The 13,412-nt window shown below is 75.0% G+C and carries 10 protein-coding genes; 4 read left to right on the top strand and 6 right to left on the bottom strand.

The window, feature by feature from the left end:
* Positions 1 to 492: 492 nt before the first annotated feature.
* From AC07BF_RS30055 to AC07BF_RS30045, 3 genes are all read left to right on the top strand, one after another.
* Complete coding sequence (locus AC07BF_RS30055) at positions 493 to 2,643, top strand: protease pro-enzyme activation domain-containing protein (RefSeq protein ID WP_400985496.1); 2,151 nt, start codon at positions 493 to 495, stop codon at positions 2,641 to 2,643.
* 299 nt (positions 2,644 to 2,942) lie between these two features.
* Positions 2,943 to 3,956 (top strand): XRE family transcriptional regulator, encoded by a 1,014-nt coding sequence (locus AC07BF_RS30050; RefSeq protein ID WP_363588008.1) that lies wholly within the window; start codon positions 2,943 to 2,945, stop codon positions 3,954 to 3,956.
* A gap of 314 nt (positions 3,957 to 4,270) precedes the next feature.
* Positions 4,271 to 5,611 (top strand): peptidoglycan-binding protein, encoded by a 1,341-nt coding sequence (locus tag AC07BF_RS30045; protein WP_400985498.1) that lies wholly within the window; start codon positions 4,271 to 4,273, stop codon positions 5,609 to 5,611.
* 43 nt (positions 5,612 to 5,654) lie between these two features.
* Here AC07BF_RS30045 and AC07BF_RS30040 read toward each other — a convergent pair whose 3' ends face one another.
* Together AC07BF_RS30040 and AC07BF_RS30035 are read right to left on the bottom strand one after the other, a co-directional pair.
* Positions 5,655 to 6,410 (bottom strand): TrmH family RNA methyltransferase, encoded by a 756-nt coding sequence (locus AC07BF_RS30040; protein ID WP_363588022.1) that lies wholly within the window; start codon positions 6,408 to 6,410, stop codon positions 5,655 to 5,657.
* Between the two features lie 14 nt (positions 6,411 to 6,424).
* Positions 6,425 to 7,147, bottom strand: coding sequence for a TetR/AcrR family transcriptional regulator (locus AC07BF_RS30035; RefSeq protein WP_363628014.1), 723 nt, complete (start codon positions 7,145 to 7,147; stop codon positions 6,425 to 6,427).
* A gap of 99 nt (positions 7,148 to 7,246) precedes the next feature.
* Between AC07BF_RS30035 and AC07BF_RS30030 the strand changes: the two genes are divergently transcribed.
* On the top strand, positions 7,247 to 7,915 hold the full coding sequence (locus AC07BF_RS30030; protein WP_400804337.1) for a hypothetical protein: 669 nt from the start codon (positions 7,247 to 7,249) through the stop codon (positions 7,913 to 7,915).
* Between the two features lie 66 nt (positions 7,916 to 7,981).
* Here AC07BF_RS30030 and AC07BF_RS30025 read toward each other — a convergent pair whose 3' ends face one another.
* The 4 genes from AC07BF_RS30025 to AC07BF_RS30010 form a co-directional block, all read right to left on the bottom strand.
* Positions 7,982 to 10,102, bottom strand: coding sequence for an FUSC family protein (locus AC07BF_RS30025; RefSeq protein ID WP_363588000.1), 2,121 nt, complete (start codon positions 10,100 to 10,102; stop codon positions 7,982 to 7,984).
* A gap of 10 nt (positions 10,103 to 10,112) precedes the next feature.
* Positions 10,113 to 11,228, bottom strand: a complete 1,116-nt coding sequence (locus tag AC07BF_RS30020) for an HTTM domain-containing protein (protein ID WP_363619515.1) — start codon at positions 11,226 to 11,228, stop codon at positions 10,113 to 10,115.
* A 206-nt stretch (positions 11,229 to 11,434) separates the two neighbouring features.
* Positions 11,435 to 12,094 (bottom strand): DUF5819 family protein, encoded by a 660-nt coding sequence (locus AC07BF_RS30015; RefSeq protein ID WP_478318088.1) that lies wholly within the window; start codon positions 12,092 to 12,094, stop codon positions 11,435 to 11,437.
* A gap of 115 nt (positions 12,095 to 12,209) precedes the next feature.
* The gene (locus AC07BF_RS30010; RefSeq protein ID WP_400804328.1) at positions 12,210 to 13,400 is read right to left on the bottom strand and encodes a rhodanese-like domain-containing protein; all 1,191 of its coding nucleotides are present in this window, start codon (positions 13,398 to 13,400) and stop codon (positions 12,210 to 12,212) included.
* Between the last annotated feature and the right edge of the window lie 12 nt (positions 13,401 to 13,412).

Raw genomic sequence — 13,412 nt, 5'->3', positions numbered from 1 at the left:
CCCCCCCCCCCCCCCCCCCCCCCCCCCCCCCCCCCCCCCCCCCCCCCCCCCCCCCCCCCCCCCCCCCCCCCCCCCCCCCCCCCCCCCCGCCGCCGGACCCTCCCGGCCCGCCCTCAGCCCCTTCCGGTCCACCGTCGGGGAAGCCGTCAGAGCAGCCGCCGGGCCGTGCCGTTCACATAGTTCCGCGCCACCCGCGCCCGATTCCCGCGCGTCGCCGTACGGCCCACGCCGGTCATGCTTCCCGCGCGGCTCCACCCGGTTCCACGTCCGTCCCTTCCGCCCCCCACCGGTAGGGACCGGTTCCGGAATCCGGGCTATTCACTGTATGGAATCCCCGCATTCCGGGTGTCCACAGTTGACTGTTTTTTAGCAACGAATTGCTTGACCATGAGCCACTTTGCGCACTGGTTCTGTCATGTTCTAGACAGCGTTTTCGACTCCGGAACGCTCTGGCCCCTTGCCGGCCCCCACAGCCGGCCAGAGGAGGATCCGTTGCGCCCCCGCTCCCTTGCCCTCGCCGCGGCGATAGCCGTGCTGCCGCTGACCGCCGTCTCGCTCGGTGTCTCCACCGCGCAGGCCGCCCCCGCTCCCCGTGTCGCGCTCCCGAACACCGTCAACCCGGCAGTGGCCCACTCGGAGAAGAAGGGCGACGTCCCGGCCGAGCAGCAGATCTCGGTGGCCGTCAGCCTGAAGCTGCGTGACACCGCCGCCCTCGACCGCTTCCTCGCCGCGGTCGCCACCCCCGGCACCCCCGAGTTCGGCAAGTACCTGACGCCGGAGCAGTTCACCGCCCGGTTCGGGCCGACCCAGGCCGCCGTCGACCAGGTCAAGACCTACCTGGCCGCCCAGGGCCTGACCGTCACCGAGGTGAGCGCCAACCGCCAGGTGGTCAGCGCCCACGGCACCAACGCGCAGATCTCGCAGGCCTTCGGCACCCACGAGAGCTCCTACGTCGACCCGCAGCTACAGCGCGCCTTCTTCGCCAACGACGCCGCCGCCTCCGTCCCGGCCGACCTGGCCGACGTGGTCCAGGGCGTGAGCGGCCTGGACAACCACGCGGTCCGCAAGAACCGCCTGGCCAAGCCGAACTCGGTCACCCCGCACACGGCCTCCTCGACCCCGAGCGGCTTCGGCCCGTCGCAGTACGACGGCGCCTACAACCTGAACAAGACCGGCGCCGACGGCACCGGCACGACGGTCGCCCTCTGGGAGTTCGACGGCTACTCGTCCTCCAACCTGACCACCTACGACTCGCAGTACGGCCTATCCGGCCCGGCCGTCTCCACGGTCTCGGTGGACGGCGCCAACTACGACTCCGCCCCCGGCGGGGGCCAGGGCGAGGTCGAGCTGGACAGCGAGATCGTCCGCGGCGCGGCGCCGAAGGCGACCCAGCTGGTCTACGAGGCGCCCAACAGCGACCAGGGCGAGATCGACATGGCCAACAAGATCGTGGCCGACAACCAGGTCTCGGTCATCTCGATCTCGTGGGGCTCCTGCGAGCCGGACACCACCGCCGCCTCGATGACGGCCGTGGACAACGCCTTCAAGCAGGCCGCCGCCCAGGGCATCTCGATCTTCTCCGCCTCCGGTGACGACGGCTCCCGCGACTGCACCCGCTCCACCAGCGGCTCGTCGGTCAAGGCGGTCGACTTCCCGGCGTCCAGCCCGCACCAGACCGGCGTCGGCGGCACCAACCTCCAGGTGTCCGGCACCTCGTACTCCTCGGAGAGCGCCTGGAGCAGCGCCGGCGGCGGCGTCTCCACCGTGTTCGGCAAGCCGACCTGGCAGACCGGCACCGGCACCGGCACCGGCACCATGCGCACCGTCCCGGACGTCTCCTCCAACGCCGACCCGGCGAGCGGCTTCGCGATCTACACGGCCGGCTCCTGGCAGGTCTACGGCGGCACCAGCGCGGCGGCGCCGCTGTGGGCCGGCTACGCGGCCCAGTTCAACCAGAAAGCCAAGGCGGCCGGCCAGCCGGTCCTGGGCGAGGCGAACCCGAAGCTGTACGCGGTCGCGAACAGCAGCAACTACTCCGGCGCCTTCCACGACGTGACCAGCGGCTCCAACCAGGACTTCCCGGCCGGGACGGGCTACGACCAGGTCACCGGCTGGGGCACCCCGATCGCCGACGGCCTGACCACCGCCCTGCTCGGCGGCGGCTCCACCACCCCGCCCACCGGCGGCTGCACCGCGGCCCAGCTGATCGGCAACGGCGGCTTCGAGACCGGCACCGCCGCCCCGTGGACCACCTCCAGCGGCGTGGTCGACAACAGCTCCTCGCAGGCGGCCCACTCGGGCAGCTGGAAGGCCTGGCTGGACGGCTACGGCAGCGCCCACACCGACACCCTGTCGCAGACCATCTCGGTGCCGGCCGGCTGCAAGTCCGCCAGCCTCACCTTCTGGCTGCACATCGACACCGCGGAGACCGGCTCCACCGCGTACGACAAGCTGACCGTCCAGGCCAACGGCACCACGCTGGCGACGTACTCCAACGTCAACGCCGCCGCCGGCTACGTGAAGCGCACCCTGGACCTCTCCTCCTTCGCCGGCAAGAACGTGACCGTCAAGTTCACCGGCACCGAGGACGGCTCCAACCAGACCAGCTTCGTGATCGACGACATCGCGCTGAACGTCAACTGACCACCAGCGGGTAGCACCACCTGACCCCCGCCGGGGCGGCGCCGACAGGGCCCGCCCCGGCGGTGTGCGTCCGCCCGTCGCGGCGGGCGGCGCGGGCGCGCGGCGAGGGCGTGTGTTTCCGAACTGTTTCAAGATCACCAACCCTTCGGTTCACCTGCCGTGACCCCTGTCATACGCACGACTGATGACGTAGCCTCTCGACCGTGCATAGGGTTCCCCAAAGCTCGGTGAAGCCGTCGGCGGCGAGCCTCGGCGCCGGCCAGGCCCCTCCGAACTCACCTGGCGGGGAGGGTCACCGCATGGCCGCACAGCAGCCTCAGGACTCCGCGCGACTCCGGCTGGTCGGACTGCGCCCGGAGCGCCCCGGCCCGTCCGTACCCGCACCGCCTCCGGCACCCGCGCACGCCGGGCGGGCCACCGCCCCCGGCGGCTTCGCGGACACCCTGCACCTGGCCATCGAGGCCAGCGGCCTCAGCCTGGACCGGATCAGAGCCGCCCTCACCCAGCGCGGCGTCAGAGTCAGCGTCACGACGCTGAGTTACTGGCGGCGCGGACGCAGCCAGCCCGAACGGGCCAGCTCGCTGAGAGCCGTCCACCTGCTGGAGGAACTGCTCGGACTGCCGCACAGCGCGCTCACCTCGCTGCTCGGCCCGCCCCGCCCGCGCGGCCGCTGGGCCGCCGTCGCGAACACCTGCCACCTCGGCCTGGAGGACGTCTGGCCGGGCGAACGGCAGATCGCGGACATCTTCGCCGAGCTGGACGCCCCGCCGCAGGGCGAACTGGAGCGGCTGAGCATCCACGACTCGTACTACGTGGACGCCGAGCGGCGCGGCAACCTGCTGCGGATGCGCCAGGTGGTGCGCGCCACCGTCGGCGGCGTGGGCCGCTGCCTGGTCGTGCACAAGGCCGACGAGGAGGCGACGGGCTGCCCGGAGATCACCTCGGTGCGGCACGGCCGGCTGGGCCGGGTCCGGCGCCGTCCGGAGGCCGGCCTGACCGTCGGCGAGCTGATGCTGGACCGCCCGCTGGCGCTCGGCGACAGCACGGTCTTCGAGTACGAGGTGGAGATCCCGCCGGGCGGCCCGACGCTGGAGTACAGCCGCCGCTTCGCCACCCCGGTGCGCGAGTACGTGCTCCAGGTGCACTTCGACCCGGCGGCCGTCCCGGCGCACTGCGAGCGCTACGACCGCGAGCCGGGCGCGGACGTCGACCACCGCCGCGAGCAGCTCTGGGTCGGCGCCTCCGCGAGTGCCCACGTGCTCGCGCCGGACCAGCAGCCCGGGCACATCGGCATCCGCTGGGAGTGGCAGTAGCCGCCCCCGGCGTCCAGTCGTCCCCGACATCCGGCCGCCCCGGCGTCCGACCGCCCCCGCCGTCCTCGAACCGGCCCGCGCACCCCCGCCACACCTGACCATCCGCCAGGCCCCGCACCGGCACTAGCGCCTCCTCCTCGCCCCCGCCACGCCCGGGCCGCCGAACGGTTGTCACCCGTCCGGCGCAACCCGCCGTGCTACCTTCCGCCCGCTTTGGGACTTTGGTCCCGATAACACGCGGGGCCGGCCCGGGAAGGCCAGTCCTGTCACGCCGTCAGGCGTCGACCAGGAAGACCGCAGGAAAGAGGCGGAGCATGACCCGTACCGACCACCTGTCCCCGCTGCTGGAATTCGACGAGGTCGAACCGGACGAGGACTGCATATGCGGGGGCTGCAGCGCCCGCCGCCGCGCCCGGCGGCACGCCGCACCGGTGCACGAGGGCGGGCACGCCGCGGCCCGCAGCATCCGCCGCCGGGCCGCCGTGCTGATGGCCGCCGTCGGCACCGCGGTGGGCGGCGGGACGGCCGCCGCCGGGCACGCCACCGCGGCCCCCACCCCCGGCCCCACCCCGGGCGGCAGCAGCACCGCCCAGCCCCCGCAGACCCCGCAGGGCGAGGTCAGCGGCCTCTACGGCCAAGCACCCGGCGCCCGCGCCTTCGCCGCCCCGCGCGCCGCCGCCCAGCCGCCCACCCGGGCGCAGATCATCCAGCGCGCCCAGGGCTGGGTCGACCAGCAGGTGCCGTACGGCATGGGCAGCTACTGGTCGGACGGCTACCGCCAGGACTGCTCCGGCTTCGTCTCGATGGCCTGGGGCCTCGGCAGCAGCCAGACCACCTGGACCCTGCCGAACTTCGCCGAGCGGATCGGCAAGGCCGACCTCCAGCCCGGCGACGTGCTGATCTACAACAACCCGGCCAGCCCGCAGTCCGGGTCGCACGTGACGATCTTCGGCGGCTGGACGGACTCCTCCCTCACCCGCTACCTCGCCTACGAGCAGACCTCCCCCGGCACCAAGAAGCGCGACACCCCGTACGCCTACTGGAACAACTCCGGCGCCTACGTCCCGTACCGCTACACCGGCCTGTCCGGCGGCAGCAACGACGGCACCCCGGCCACCGCCTTCCCGGGCGCGGACAAGTTCGGCCCCGGCGCGAACAACGCGTACGTCACCGAGCTCGGCCGGCTGCTGGTGCAGCGCGGCGGCGCCCGGTTCTACTCCGAGGGCCCCGACCCGCGCTGGGGCGAGGCCGACCGGCGGGCCACCCAGGCCTTCCAGGAGGCCCAGGGCTGGCGCGGCGCCGAGGCCGACGGCATCCCCGGCAAGGACACCTGGGACTACCTGGTCAACGGCAAGGGCCGCGCCATCGGCGCCGGCACCACCCCGCTACCGCCGCCGGTCCGGCCCGGCACCGGGGCGCCCGCCTTCCCCGGCCGGCAGTACTTCGGACCGGGTCAGAACAACGACCAGGTCCGCCTGCTGGGCGAGCAGCTGGTGCGCAAGGGCTTCGGCGGCTCGTACGGCGTCGGCCCCGGCCCGCGCTGGAGCGAGAGCGACCGGCGGGCCGTCCAGGCCTTCCAGCAGGCCCAGGGCTGGCGCGGCGCCGAGGCCGACGGCTACCCCGGCCCGGACACCTGGCGCCGGCTCTTCGCCTGACGCACGCCGACGGCGTGGTGCCCGCCCCGGCGGGCGCCACGCCTCACCCCTGAGGCTTCGACGACATCCAGTGGAAGAGGCCCATCGCCACGCTGGTGGCCAGGTTGAAGCTGGACACCCCCGGCTGCATCGGCACCGAGACCAGGTGGTCCGCCCGCGCCTTGAGCTCCGCCGAGACGCCGTGCCGCTCGGTGCCGAAGGCGAGCAGCGCGTCGTCCGGGAACGGCAGCGTCCGGATGTCCGCGCCCTCGGGGTCCAGCACGTACAGCGGCCCGGCGGGCAGCTCCGGCAGGGCCAGCCGCTCCACCGCGGTGGCGAAGTGCAGGCCCGCGCTGCCGCGCAGCACGGTCGGGTGCCAGGGGTCCAGATCTCCGGTGGTCACCACGCCGGTGGCGCCGAAGCCGGCCGCCAGCCGGATCACCGCCCCGACGTTGCCCAGGTTGCGCGGGTTCTCCAGCAGCACCACCGGGGCCGGGCGCGGGCGCCGGGCCAGGGCCGCCAGGTTCGCCCCGACGGACGGCCGCGCGGCCAGGGCGACCACCCCGGTCGGGTGCAGCCGGGGTGCCAGCGTCCGCAGCCGTTCCTCGGGCAGCTCCACCGCCAGCGCGTCCAGCGCCGGCGCGACGTCCGGCGCCAGTTCCCCGGCCAGGGCCAGCAGCGCCGCCCGATCGGCGGTCAGCACCCGCCGGACGTCCCCGCCGAAGCGCAGCGCGTGCTTCAGCGGGTGGAACCCGTCCAGCAGGACGGCCCCCGGCTCCCGCTCCGCCGCCCGCCACGCCCGCAGCACCTCGTCGTCCATGGCGTTCATGGCGTTCACTCTGCCACCTCGTCCGAGGCCGTCTGATCCGAGGCCACCTGATCCAGGACCGTCTGATCCAGGGCCACCCCGCCTGGGGCGGCCCCGCCCGGGCCGGGCTCGCCGGGGCGGCCCGCAGCGGCGATCACCTCGTCGAAGCCGAGCGGCCGGCCGGTCGGACCGTCCGGATCGGCGGCGAGCCCCGCGAGCGCGAGGTCGAGGTGCCGGTGGACCAGCGAGCCGTCCGCGTCGAGCGTGGCCAGCGCGCCCGGCAGCGGGCGGGACACCCGGACGCAGAGCAGCACCAGGTCGCCCATCCCCACGTCGGCCCGCAGCCGCCCGGCGTCCTGGGCGGCGCGCAGCAGCGCCTCGACGGCGGTGACGGCTTCGCGGCGGACGGCGACCAGGTCCTCGTCCACCACCAGCCGCTCCAGCAGCACCACGATCGCCGCGCCCATCCGCAGGTCGGCGGCGGCGTGCACGAAGCGGCGCAGCGCCCGGTACGGGTCGGTCTCGTCGCGGCGGGCCCGTTCGGCGGCCTCGGCGAGCCGGGCCAGCAGGTCGGTGACCAGGGCGCGGACCAGGGCCTCCCGGTCGGGGAAGCGCCGGTAGAGGGTGGCCGGGCCGACGCCGGCCCGCCGGACCACGGCGTCCAGCGGGGCGTCCGGGCCCCGTTCCAGGAACACCTCGCAGGCGGCGTCCAGGATCCTGCGCCGGCTGCGTTCCGCGTCGGCCCTCATCGGCAACTCCCTAACCGGAGAAATTCTCTCCCCCTATGCTAGCGTCCAGTGAAGCGGAGAAAATCTCTCCGCATCGTTGAGGAGCCGAGGAGTGACGCCGTGACCACCACCGCGCTCACCGTCCACACCGACATCGACGGCACCAGCCACCCGCGCGAGGCCGTCCTCGCCTGGGAGCTCGACCGCGCCCGCGCCGCCCTGCGCCTGCTCAAGCAGCGCCTCGGCGACGACCGGACGCGCGAACTGCTCACCCCCGACACCACCGCCGCCGACACCGCCCTGGCCGCCTGGGCCCACGCCTCCGGCGGCCGGTGGAGCACCGCCGTCACCGAGCTCACCGCCGCCGGCATCGACGCCGACCGCTTCCTCACCTGGTGGCAGGGCCGCCTGCACGCCCCCGACCGGGACGCCCTGCTCGCCGCCAACCCCGAGCACTACCTGGCCGACTCCACCGGCGAACGGGTCGAGATCATCGAGACCCTCGGCACCGGCCCGGCCCGCTTCTTCCTGCGCTTCCACGACGACGTCCCGATCGCCGGGCCCGGCCACCAGGCCTTCCCGGTCCGCATCGGCGGCACCGGCACCCTCGCCGACGGCACCGAGGTGCTGCGGGTGATGCACGAGTTCGCCGACACCCCGGACGGCCTGCGGATCCGCCTCACCGTCCAGTTCCCCGAGGCCGCCCCCGCCCTCCTCGGCGCCGGCCACCAGTGGCACTTCGCCTGCGAGTTCGCCAACTGGCTGGAGGCAGCGGCCCGAGCCGCCTGACGCCCCGGCGCCGTTCGGCCCCGACGTTCGCCCGACGTTCGCCCTTCCAGGAGGGGCGAACGTCGCCTACTGCGGCCCCCGCACGTCCTCCCGCCCCCGCAGCGCCCGCTCCAGGTCCTTCAGCGCCTGCCCCAGCAGCCGCGTCCCCGCCCGCACCACGTCCCGCTGCACCCCCGCCGGCGCCTGCGCCAGCCGTTCCTCCAGCCGCGCCTGCGCCTCCCGCACGGCGCCGAACTCCACCGGCTGCCCGGTGAGCAGCGCCGCCCCCGCGAGCGCGGTGGCCAGCCGCAGCTCCTCCGCGTACTCCGCCGTCCCCGGCACCGGGTCGGCGTCGGCGGCCGGCAGGTGCGCCTCCAGCAGGACGGCGACCCGTCCGAGGTGCCCGACGGCCGCCCGGGCCCGGTCGACCTGGCGCCGGGACACCCCGGGCAGCCCGGAGGCGTGCCGGCCCGGTTCGGCGTCGGCGCGCTGCATGGCCTGGAGCAGTTCCGAGCGGGCCTCCCGGGAGTCCAGCAACGCGGTCCGCACCGCCCGCCCGCGCGGCGCGGCCGGGTCCTCGTAGCAGGCGACCACCGCGGCCGCGTACCGCCCGGCGGCGGCGAGCCACTCGGCCAGCCGCTCCCCGAGCCGGGCGGTCTGCCAGGTCGGGAAGAGCGCGTACGTCACCAGCGCCACCGACCCGCCGAGCAGGGTGAGCCCGACCCGTTCGAAGGCCGTCGTGAGCGGGTTCCCGGCCTGGAGCCCGAGCAGGAACACCACGTACGTCGAGATCCCGACCGTCGTCAGCGCGTACCCGGTCCGGAACGCGAGGTACGAGCCGCCGATGCACAGCACGGCCAGCGCGGCCAGCACCCACTCCCCGGGGTGGGTGAGCTGCACCACCAGCGTCGAGACGGCGACCCCGACGACCGTCCCGGCCAGCCGGGCGACACCCCGGCTGTAGGTCTGGGCGAAGTCCGGCCGCATCACCATCGCGGCGGTCATCGGCGCCCAGTAGCCGTGGTGGAACCCGACCAGCCGGGCCAGCAGGTAGGCGACGGTGACCACCCCGGCGAGCCGGACGGCGTGCTGGAAGATCGCCGAGCGCGGCCGCAGCTGCCGGCGCACCGTCCGCAGCGCGACCGGCAGCATCCGGAGGATCGACGGCTTGTGCAGCGCCCCGCCCGCGCCGATCACGGGCGTGGTGATGGTGTCCGCGTCGCCCCGCTCCAGCGTGTCCGCGGCCTTGCGCAGCAGCCCGCCCAGTCGGCGGGCCGACCGCCGGGCCGCCCCCTGCAACCGCGGCCCCTCGTCCGGCGGGACCAGGGTGAGCGTGGGCGCCGAGCGGGGCAGCCGGACGGGGTCGCCGGTGCGGACGGCCCGGGCCAGGGCGTCCATGACCTCGGCGGCGGCCGCCAGCACCTCACGGGCCCGGTCGCGTTCGGGCCCCTCCTCCGGGGCGCCCACCTTGGGATCGGCGAGCGCGGCCAGGGTGGGCCGGATGCGCTCGGCGAGGCCGCGCAGGCCGCGCAGTTCGGCCGGCCGGTGGCGGTCCTGCCAGGGGGTCAGGGCGGCGGCGTGCCGGGCCGTCATGAACGGCGCCGGGTCGACGTGCGCGGTCGGATCCTGCCTCAACCTGCGCGCGTAGTCGGCGAGTTCCGCGTAGGTGTCGGCGAGGGCGTCCCGCTGGGCACTCCAGCTCCCGATCGGCCACAGGGTGATGACGACGGCTTGGACGACCCCGCCGAGGGCGGCGACCAGCCCGTGTCCGAGCGCGGCGGTCGCGCTGACCGGCAGTTGGACGACGATCAGCATCACCGAGACGGTGTTGGTCGCGACCACCCCGGCGGTCGGCCCGATCGCCCAGGCGAGCCCGGCGCCGAAGGCCCACACCGCGAGCAGCACCGGGAACAACCCGGGGACCCCGGCCGCCAGGTAGCCGAGGAAGGTGCTGATCCCGAGCCCGGCCCCGGCCGCGACGGCGAGACTGGCCCGGGGCCGGAAGCTGCGCTGGAAGGTGGCCGTGCCGGCGATGAAGGCGCCCATCGCGGCCGAGGTGGCGAGCGCGACCCCGCCGAGCGCGAGGGTGGGGAAGAGCACCAACGCCACCGCGACGGCCCCGCGCAGGGCCCGCTTGGGGTCGGTGAGCGCCCGGTCGAGGGTGAGTCCGGTCCGCGCGGTGTCGCGAAGGGCGGCGAACCAGGACATACGGGTCAGCCTAGGGCACGCCCTCCGTGACCGGCGCTCGTGACCGCCGGATCCGCCGCAGCCGCGCCGCCACCCAGAGCAGCGCGCCGGTCGGCAGGAACACCGCGTCCGCCGCGATCATCGCGAGCGAGAACACCGGCAGCCCGAGCAGCAGTGCGATCCCCAGGTGCTCGGCCAGCAGCACCGCCAGCAGCACGTTCTTGACCCGCCGGTTGAGCAGCGTGAACGGGAACGCGACCTGCACGACCACCGTGCCGTACGAGATCAGGAAGACCGGCAGCAGCGCCGAGCCGACCAGCCCGGACAGCCACGGCCAGGGCGTGAAGTAGTCCAGGTGCAGCGGGTAGTACAGCGCGGTGCCGTCCTGCCAGCGCGAGCCCTGCACCTTGTACCAGCCGGCCGTCGCGTAGATCAGCACCACCTCGACGGCGATCACCAGCATCGCGCAGTTGTGCACCATGTTCGCCAGCGCGTCGAGCACCGCGCGCGGTTCGCCGTCCGGCCGCAGCCGCCCCAGCGTCCACCAGAGCCCGGCCACCGCCCAGAGCCCCCAGAACAGCGGCGCCCAGCCGGCGTACGGGAAGGTCCGGACCGTCCAGGTGAGGCTCTCGCCGGAGAAGCCGCCGACCTGGCAGGCCGCCAGGACGGCGCCGAGCAGCACCCAGAGCACCACCCCGGCCCGCCCCGGCCGGGACCGCCGGGCGTCCAGCGACCACACCTCGGCGCAGCGGGTGAAGACCAGGTAGACCGCCATCAGGTGGACGACGTTGTCGCCGCCGTCGCCGAGGAAGACGTTGCGGTTCTGCAGCGACAGCACGGTGACCAGGAACAGCACCGTGCTCGCCCTGGTCCGCCAGCCCAGCACCACCGCGACGGCGGCCAGCACCGCCAGGTGGTAGACCAGCTCGAACCAGGGCCGCCCGCCGAACCACGGCAGCACCGTGAACGCCCCGTTGTCGGTCAGCAGCCGCTCGGCCAGGTCCATCGACCAGGGCGACCGGTCCCCGTACAGCACCCGCCGGTTGGGCCACTCGCGCAGCAGGTAGGCGAGCCAGACCAGCCCGAAGCCGATCCGCACCACGGCGGCCTGGTGGCGGCCCAGCGCACGCCCGGTGAAGGCCGCCATCGCCCGGGCGGCCAGGTCGGCCGGGCCGGGCCCGCGCGGCGCCGGGTCGGGCCGGGGCCCGGGGGCCGAGCCGGCGGCGGGCGGTTGCCCGGCCTGGCGCGGGATGCCCTCCGACCACCGCGGCTCGGCCGCCGGCGAGAGCTCGGGCGACACCTCCGGCGAGAGCTCGGACGCCACGTCGGACGACACCTCCGGCGACACCTCGCTCACCCGAGCTCCCGGTAGTCCTCGTCGTCCACCGGCCACCAGGGCAGCTCCCGCACCTTCGGCGCCGGTGGCGCGGCCTCGCCGCTCCAGGACGGCGGCGGGACGGTCACCGCGGTGGCCCGGAACTCGACCTCCAGGATCCGCTCGCCGTCCACCTCCCGGCCGATCCGTTGCAGGGCGATCCGCTTGAGGTACTGCTCGGCGAGCCTGCCTCGGGTGTTGGTCAGCGCCTCGTCCTGCGGGTTGTGCGAGCCGTCGTAGAAGTCCCAGGCCCGGCGCAGCACGTTCTGGTCGACGTGGCTGGGGGCGGGGTTGTGCCGGATCGCGGCGAGGTCCTGCGCGGTCAGCCCGGTCCAGTCGCGGGTGCGGGTGGTGCCGTCGGCGGCGGCGGTGCGCACCCGGGCGTCCAGGCTGACGTTCTGCTGCAGCGGATTCGGCGCGAACAGCCGCCAGTTCTGCTCGAACTCCGGGTACACCAGGCCGTCGACCTCGTCCCGGTACTGCCGGGACAGCGAGTTGGCCGGCGCGACGTGCAGGAACACCGCCGCGAGGAAGAACCCGGTGCCGACCACCAGCACCGCCGCGGTCAGGCCGAGCACGAGCTGCGCGGGCGTCGACCAGACCCGTCCGGCGGCCGGGCGGTCCGTCGTCTCCGTCATGGCCTCCCCGGCCCGGTCGGCGCGCCGCCCGGGTCCCGTCCCGGCGCGGTCGCGCGCCCATCCTGCCCTACCGGGCGAACACGACGGTGCCGGACGGGGCCACCGGGCCACCGGCCTACAGGACGAAGGCGTCCTGGTCGGTGCTGCTGACCATCGGACGGCCCGCGCCCTCCCAGGCGTACATGCCGCCGTCCACGTTCACCGCGTCCCGGCCCTGCTGCACCAGGTACTGGACGACCTGCGCGGAGCGTCCGCCGACCCGGCAGAGCACGTACAGCTTCCCGTCCGGCAGCTCGTCGATCCGGGCGATCACCTCGCCGAGCGGGATGTGCAGCGCGCCGTCCACGTGGCCGGCGTCCCACTCGTCCTGCTCGCGCACGTCCAGCAGGGCTGCGTCGGCGGGCACTGCGGCGGCGGTGGTGGAGGGGATCTGGGCGAACATCGTGTGGCTCTCCTGGGGCTGGGTCGGGTCGGTGCCATTGTCGCCCACCGGCTGCCGGTGGCCGTCGCCCGCCGCGGCCGGGGCGCCGAGCAGCCGCTCCAGTTCGGCCTGCTGGGCGGCGGCCTTGGCGAGCAGTTCCTCGGCGAGCTGCTCCAGCAGCCGGTCCGGGTCCTGCGGGGCCAGCGCGAGCAGCTGACCCATCGGGGTCTGTTCCAGCCGGACCTGCTCGGTGGCGGTCTCGGTGATCTTGCCGGTCAGCCACTCCAGCCGGCGGCGCAGCCACTCCAGCCGGTCGGGGGAGTCGGTGCCGGGCGCGGCCTCGGGCGCGGTGGACCACTCGGCGGACAGGCCCTCCAGCGCGGCGGCGTCGCCGACCGCGTAGGCCTCGTTCACCCGGGCCAGGAACGCGGCCCGGCGCTGCTGCTCGGCCGGGTCGGTGCTGAGGTCGGGGTGGGCCCGGCGGACCAGCTCGCGGTAGATCCGCTGGGCGTCCCGCCCGGGGCGCACCCGGGCCGGCGCGGCGGGCGGCGGCGGGGCCGCCTCCTGCTCCCGGACGGAGTCGAACAGCGCGTCGAGGTCGGGCAGTTCGTCGACCTGCCGGCGGGCCTCGGCGGCCCGGCGGAGGTCCTCGGGGTGCCCGGTCCTGGCCGCGACCGCCTCGGCGACCAGCGCCTCCAGCTCGTCCAGCCGGGCGTAGAGCGGGCCCAGCAGCTGATGGTGGATCAGCGCGAAGTTGTCGATCTCGACCCGCAGCGTCTGCACGTCGACGTCCATGCTGAGCCAGGCGAGTTCGGCGGCGGCGACCCGCTCCTCCAGCTCCTGCTGCTGCGGGTCCGTCCAGCGGACGGGGCTCTGCGCGGTCACTTCTCGCCTCTG

Source organism: Kitasatospora sp. NPDC043950, from assembly GCF_056435345.1.
Note: the sequence above shows the minus strand (reverse complement) of the source record. Positions and strands in the feature narration are given on the sequence as shown.

What these genes read in the sequence shown, in the direction of transcription:
- AC07BF_RS30035 (WP_363628014.1), bottom strand. Translation starts at nt 7,147, where the DNA reads ATGAGGGCCGACGCGGAACGCAGCCGGCGCAGGATCCTGGACGCCGCC.
- AC07BF_RS30015 (WP_478318088.1), bottom strand. Translation starts at nt 12,094, where the DNA reads ATGACGGAGACGACGGACCGCCCGGCCGCCGGACGGGTCTGGTCGACG.
- AC07BF_RS30040 (WP_363588022.1), bottom strand. Translation starts at nt 6,410, where the DNA reads ATGGACGACGAGGTGCTGCGGGCGTGGCGGGCGGCGGAGCGGGAGCCG.
- AC07BF_RS30020 (WP_363619515.1), bottom strand. Translation starts at nt 11,228, where the DNA reads ATGGCGGCCTTCACCGGGCGTGCGCTGGGCCGCCACCAGGCCGCCGTG.
- AC07BF_RS30050 (WP_363588008.1), top strand. Translation starts at nt 2,943, where the DNA reads ATGGCCGCACAGCAGCCTCAGGACTCCGCGCGACTCCGGCTGGTCGGA.
- AC07BF_RS30045 (WP_400985498.1), top strand. Translation starts at nt 4,271, where the DNA reads ATGACCCGTACCGACCACCTGTCCCCGCTGCTGGAATTCGACGAGGTC.
- AC07BF_RS30025 (WP_363588000.1), bottom strand. Translation starts at nt 10,102, where the DNA reads ATGTCCTGGTTCGCCGCCCTTCGCGACACCGCGCGGACCGGACTCACC.